Genomic DNA, 3,064 nt, shown 5'->3' on the forward strand with positions numbered 1-3,064 from the left:
TCTGGCGCTATACGTTTGACCAGTGGTCGCTCGAGCAGGCCAACCGATATCACAACGATCTGGTCGCAACGATGCAGGCCTTGGCCCGCGGCGACAAATCCGGTCGCGTCTGTCCCGTGCGCGATGGCCTCATATCGCGCTTGAGCATGAAAAACACATCGACGAAATTGCCCGGCCGCACGCGATTGCCCACGGCGTTACCTTCGTCGACGCGCACCGCGACAGCCCGCTCGCCGGGTGCAATGGCATCGGCGAGTCCGGTGGTAAGGCTGGCTTCGGTGAGAGTCGTGTTCGCAGCAACCGCAGTAAGCGGCACGCGCCCGACCAACGGCGCGGCATCGCCGAACTCGCTTGCTCCACGCGATGGCGCCATGCGCAGTCTTAGCGCATCGGCTTCGATGGGTTTGCCGGCGGGCAGGTCACGCGCGGCCACAACTACTGGAAAGTTTGCCTGCCCTTGCACGATGGGCGCAACCGGCGCCGGCGCGCGCCGCGAAAGCGACCACGCAAAAACGCCAAGCAGCACGGCAAGTGCAAAAAGACATCCAGCGAGGATACGAGTGAAATTGGCCATGTGATGTTCGTTCCGGACGCGTCGGCGCTCAGAACAGGTTCTCCGGGTTCAGTTGCACCATGGCGTTCGCGGTGAGCGTGGTTGGCGTCGGCAATCCAATGAGCGGCAATACAGGCACGAGCGGCTTGCCCGCGTAGTCGTAGTTGAGCGTGACCTGCACGCATTGCATCGATGCATCGAACGTACAGGGCGCGTAGGTTGCCGTGCACGGCGTAGTCGTCGCGAGCCAGTTCACAAGTCCGGTCGCCGTGGCACACGCAGCGCTTGCACGCAGCGTGAGTGCGCTTGCTGCACTGTTCGCATTCGGCTGAAACTTAAGCGCAGCGCGTGCCCCTTCAGATGCCGCAAGCGCAAGCGATTGCTTCGCGACGAAGATGATGCTGTACGTCACGATCGCGTAAAAGATCAGGAAGAACAGCGGGAAGATGAGCGCGAACTCCACGGCCGTGCTGCCGCGTTGCCGCCGTTGTCTGGACACGTTTCTATTGGGATGTTTCATCGCGCGGCCCCGAGTGCATGCAGCGTGAAACTGCCCAGCGCCGACACCGCGAGCAACGCCGCATAGGGCGTCGCGCGGCGGCCACCGACCATGAAGGTCGCGTGACGTGCACGCTTTTTGTTATTGCCATCGGCGCCAACGAGATGCGCCGTGGCGCTTAGGCTGGATTTGATCGCGGCTGGCACGATCAGGCATAGCGCGTGAATGCCGGCAAAGACGCTTGCAGCGATCCACAGCCCAAGCAACGCATGCAGGCCGCACCACGCGCCCAGCGCGGCGAACACCTTTACGTCGGCGGCGCCCATCACGCCCATCAAATAGAACGGCAAGAGCGCGACCAGCCCGGCTAGCACTCCGAATGCAGCGTCTTTGAACGCGATATGAAATGGTGAATAACCACTCGCCGCAAGTGCGCACGCAAGCACCACACCGACTATAACGAGCCCGTTTGGAATGCGGCGCCAAAAGCAATCGAATATAACGACTGCGAGTGCCCAGCTAACGAATAACGCGGCGTTAATCACAATATTGAATCGTAACGCCAGGCACGCGTTTCCTACCGATTGCGGTTTAAGGCATTCGATTGAAAAGCATGGCGACACTACCGCGCATAGCCAAGCTCCACCTGCGTAGATGCGAATAAACGCGGCGACAGGCAGGACCTTGTATATACCGGCGGACCGCCAATATATACAGGAGCCGATACGCAATAAAGATGTGGCGCTCTAAGCCTGGCGGCGCGAAGCCTCAGTTGTTAAAGCGCCTTGCTTATAGCAGAGAAGGTATTTGTGAGCGCTGTTGTCAGCGGCGCTAAAGCTAGAACCAGCGCCGCAGCGATGATGCCGGCAATGATCCCGTATTCGATCGCTGTGACGCCGCGTTCGTCGCGGGAAAAACGTTTGATGAAGTTCGACATGATGTTGCCCTCGGATATTTTTTAATGGCCATTTAAGCAAGTGTTCCGGCATTTTGGTGGATCGTAGCCCGCGGGTTCTCTCTTCCCCGCAGTCATGTGTCCGTATGCCTTGTTGCGCGTCTTTGCGCGCTGGTTCACTCGCTGCTTCTCTCAGGTTCTAGATATGTAATCGATGTAGCCTCCATCAGTCCGGATGTTAAATGATGCATCCATGAAACGATTTATAGCTGAACGCTATCTCGAAATCAACGGGTACGCGCAATAAATTCATTAGTTGATACCCTTGATCGGTAAGCATAGTGCAACAACAACACTTTTCGCTCAAAGGTTTGGCGTCGTTTGTAAAATTCAGTGCCTCTTCTTTCAGTGCGTTGTTAGCGTTCTCTGAATTAGCGATCTTTCTATTACGCTTTCCGACTTTGTAATGTGTCGTAATGAAAGACGGTTCACTATCTAGTTAACGGCCGGTTTGACGCCGGCTGGAGCCTAGCCAGTAGTGCAGTTACTCCAGAAAACAAGCGTCGCCGCGATTTTTAATGACCACAGCGAAACGTGTTACGTCCGCGTCCGTAACGGCATCGGTCGCACGTTACGTTACGTGACACGTTACGTTGCACACAACGCGTGGTGCCTTGATCCTGCCACCTCCCCGCAAAGCCCCACCCCGCCTTGTACCATCTGGTTAACCCGGCCACATTTCGACGTACATCACACGGCTCCATTCAAAATGGCACGCGTCCTGCAATAAGACGATGGCAGTTCAAACACAAAACTAAATACCATCCGAGGGCGTTATGAAGACCGCACACAATCGCACGGGCGCATTGCGCGTCACCATTTTCACCGCTGCTATCGCGACCATGCTGACGCTCGGCGCATGCGGCGGGTCAGGTTCCACCAGCAAACAACTTGGCAGCTCCGGCTCGACCGGCGCAATCCCCACCACCACTTGTACCATCTGGTTAACCCGGCCACATTTCGACGTACATCACACGGCTCCATTCAAAATGGCACGCGTCCTGCAATAAGACGATGGCAGTTCAAACACAAAACTAAATACCATCCGAGGGCGTTA

Annotated in this window: 5 protein-coding genes; 1 reads left to right on the plus strand and 4 read right to left on the minus strand. The window is 56.9% G+C overall.

All coding sequences use genetic code 11. The annotated features are described in order from the left end of the window. Positions 1 to 49: 49 nt before the first annotated feature. The 4 genes from cpaB to ACRXB1_RS33645 all read right to left on the minus strand — a co-directional run bounded on the left by cpaB (position 50) and on the right by ACRXB1_RS33645 (position 1,989). Positions 50 to 574, minus strand: coding sequence for a Flp pilus assembly protein CpaB (gene cpaB / locus ACRXB1_RS33630; RefSeq protein ID WP_449494484.1), 525 nt, complete (start codon positions 572 to 574; stop codon positions 50 to 52). Positions 575 to 602: 28 nt separating this feature from the next. Then, a complete protein-coding gene (locus ACRXB1_RS33635; protein WP_174364352.1) occupies positions 603 to 1,073 on the minus strand; it encodes a TadE/TadG family type IV pilus assembly protein in 471 nt (156 codons plus the stop codon). Next, a complete protein-coding gene (locus tag ACRXB1_RS33640; RefSeq protein WP_449494485.1) occupies positions 1,070 to 1,675 on the minus strand; it encodes an A24 family peptidase in 606 nt (201 codons plus the stop codon). Before ACRXB1_RS33640 ends, ACRXB1_RS33635 begins: the two co-directional genes overlap by 4 nt. A gap of 152 nt (positions 1,676 to 1,827) precedes the next feature. Then, positions 1,828 to 1,989 carry a Flp family type IVb pilin gene (locus tag ACRXB1_RS33645; protein ID WP_174364353.1) on the minus strand — a complete coding sequence of 54 codons (162 nt, stop codon included), beginning with the start codon at positions 1,987 to 1,989 and terminating at the stop codon, positions 1,828 to 1,830. 794 nt (positions 1,990 to 2,783) lie between these two features. On the opposite strand from ACRXB1_RS33645, the gene ACRXB1_RS33650 reads away from it, so the two are divergent. Further along, the gene (locus tag ACRXB1_RS33650; protein WP_449494486.1) at positions 2,784 to 3,017 is read left to right on the plus strand and encodes a hypothetical protein; all 234 of its coding nucleotides are present in this window, start codon (positions 2,784 to 2,786) and stop codon (positions 3,015 to 3,017) included. Positions 3,018 to 3,064: the final 47 nt, after the last annotated feature.

It is taken from the genome of Caballeronia sp. M23-90 (assembly GCF_053574605.1).

Coding starts and splice junctions, on each gene's coding strand:
- cpaB (WP_449494484.1), bottom strand. CDS start 574: ATGGCCAATTTCACTCGTATCCTCGCTGGATGTCTTTTTGCACTTGCC.
- ACRXB1_RS33635 (WP_174364352.1), bottom strand. CDS start 1,073: ATGAAACATCCCAATAGAAACGTGTCCAGACAACGGCGGCAACGCGGC.
- ACRXB1_RS33645 (WP_174364353.1), bottom strand. CDS start 1,989: ATGTCGAACTTCATCAAACGTTTTTCCCGCGACGAACGCGGCGTCACA.
- ACRXB1_RS33650 (WP_449494486.1), top strand. CDS start 2,784: ATGAAGACCGCACACAATCGCACGGGCGCATTGCGCGTCACCATTTTC.